3 protein-coding genes are annotated in these 2,280 nt (G+C 36.4%); 1 reads left to right on the top strand and 2 read right to left on the bottom strand.

The genetic code is table 11. The annotated features are described in order from the left end of the window. Positions 1 to 159: 159 nt before the first annotated feature. Positions 160 to 282, top strand: a complete 123-nt coding sequence (locus H592_RS24800; protein ID WP_281170616.1) for a helix-turn-helix domain-containing protein — start codon at positions 160 to 162, stop codon at positions 280 to 282. Between the two features lie 195 nt (positions 283 to 477). Here the strand turns inward: H592_RS24800 and H592_RS0111460 are convergent, their stop codons facing one another. Both H592_RS0111460 and abiEi read right to left on the bottom strand, forming a co-directional pair. Further along, positions 478 to 1,368, bottom strand: coding sequence for a nucleotidyl transferase AbiEii/AbiGii toxin family protein (locus H592_RS0111460; RefSeq protein WP_028868892.1), 891 nt, complete (start codon positions 1,366 to 1,368; stop codon positions 478 to 480). Further along, positions 1,369 to 1,893, bottom strand: a complete 525-nt coding sequence (gene abiEi / locus H592_RS0111455; RefSeq protein WP_028868891.1) for a type IV toxin-antitoxin system AbiEi family antitoxin — start codon at positions 1,891 to 1,893, stop codon at positions 1,369 to 1,371. Positions 1,894 to 2,280: the final 387 nt, after the last annotated feature.

Genomic DNA, 2,280 nt, shown 5'->3' with positions numbered 1-2,280 from the left:
TACTCTATTTAGAGCTCGTACATAAGTTCGCATTAAATTCTTTGATTATTCACTTTGTTGTTGACAAGGGGGAGTCCACATAAGTTGACAATACCATTTTAATACCTCCTTTAGCGTGTAATACTATATTTACCTGTTTTAGCGTGTGGGAAAGTTTGTATGAAAATAACGAGTACGAAGCAACTAAGTGCTTATCTTCGAGGTGTGCGTTTAGATAAAAAACTGTCTCAAACTAAGGTAGCTAAAAAAGTGGGGATTCGTCAGGATACCGTTTCGAGTTAAAACCTGATTCGGCTAAAATAGAGACCTTTTTTAAGTTGTTTTCTGCTTTAGATTTTGACATTGAAGTAACTGCTCGTAACCGCGATGATTCTGATAGTCCTGAGTGGTCGGAGGAATGGTAATTGGATATGCAATGAAGTCTACAAAATGTTACTTATTTGGTTGTATTTTGTAGACTTGTTTTTTGCCTCTAATTTAAAAATTCATATCAAACTTCTTGTTGAGCTTATGATCATTAAGTAGTGGATCTGCCATATCTTTAATTTCTGATTGCACATAAGTCCAATAATCTTGATTATCAATTGTCCTTTCTTTAACTTGCCTTGGGACAAAGCGACTCATTTCCATGTTGAAGTCTTTGCGAACATCATCATCTTGAAGAAGTTTATTTACTTGAATACTGAGTGCTTCAGAAAAATCGGTTTTAGTCTTGTTTCGCGCTTCAAGTTTTTTGTCGATAAGTCTCGTTGAGACTGCAATACCTCTCTGTTTGATCCAGACTATATCCCAGACATCACGAGGTTTAATACGTCTTGCTCGGTAGGCTAGGGCAATAAACTTATCTGCCAATGCTTCTTCTAAGGATTGGACTGGAACGAGTAAACCTTCCGTTGGTACAACAATATTATAGTGGTTTATCAAGGCTCTTTTTTCGATATCGAATGATGGGATAGCGCAGACATCTATATGCATCTTCTGGCGTGGTAAGTCAGGTCGGTTAGCTTCTTTTTCTATGCTGATTTTCCAAGAGGATGTTTCTCCCTGTTTATCTTCATTTGGCTTATTCACCCAGACTTCAGTTTCATACTTATTTTGTATGTATTTTTGGATCTCTATTTCCAATCCATTAAAGTTAGACGGTTTGAAGTTATACCCGCCATTAAAATCTAAGTCTTCTGATAGTCGAGAGCTGTTGTAACACAATCGAAGGGATGTTCCCCCAATGAATGTTAGAGATTGCATAGCACCTTGCTTTACCATTACATCGATAATGTCGTGATGAAGAATTTCTTTTTCTATTACCGGAGTTACAGCAGCATATTCAGGGTTTGCGTTGACGATTTGTCGTATGTATTCTTTTAACATTTAGCTCTCCAACATCGATATATTTCTATTGCAGTTTTTTAGATCAGCAATAGCCTGAGTCGTTTTTGCGCGATACATATTTATGTCTTTATCAAAATATAGGTTTGGCGCTATTTTATGAATAGATTTTTTGGTATGTGTTAGTTCAATAACACCATAGGGTGTTGTAAAGGTTCCATTTCTTCCTTTTGTTATTACTGTAATTCTATCCATTAGCACTTGGGATATGTCGCCAGTGTAACTAAGCTGGCTTTCTAGACTAATATAATTTAGAACTCCTTTGCGAAGCTTATTCACTATTTTGTAAATTGCAGTGGATGGTTCAGGTGGGGTGAGTGTGCTCTCATAAATCCCAACTACAACTCTGCGTACTGCGCCATTTTTTACGCAGTCCGCTAGAAATTTTGTGAAGGTTGGAGTGTGTTTTTCTCCGAGCATATAGGCTAGTTCTGCCGCCGTATGGATGCCTCCTCCTGCCTTAACTGCATTCGAAAATGCTACCAGCAAGTTTTCTTTCTTTGTCATGTAGGTCTACAATTAGTTACTTTATGTGTAACTAATTGTAGACCTTTGTGGTGAGGTTATCAACCCATTGACCTTGATAAGGTTACGGGTATATATAGAGACGAAATTTATATGCTTAGAATAAGTTTTTACAATCATTAGCCCCTAAAAAAAGAAAAGTAACTTAGTTTTAATAAAATAAAGTTGAATTTTTTCAATACCAAAGCTCAGTGATATTGGCTATTTCAAATAAAAATGTCTCATTTGATGTGACCAAAATTTCAATATAACAAAATAAAATGGTCAAAATCGGTGTTATACCCATCCCACTTCAAGATGCAGATGCTAGCTTCTGAAAGTTGTCATTAATTCGACTCGATAAGGAGCCTCCTATTTCAGGGAGCTTAT

It is taken from the genome of Psychromonas arctica DSM 14288 (genome assembly GCF_000482725.1).
In the GTDB taxonomy this organism is placed as follows: domain Bacteria; phylum Pseudomonadota; class Gammaproteobacteria; order Enterobacterales; family Psychromonadaceae; genus Psychromonas; species Psychromonas arctica.
Note: the sequence above shows the minus strand (reverse complement) of the source record. Positions and strands in the feature narration are given on the sequence as shown.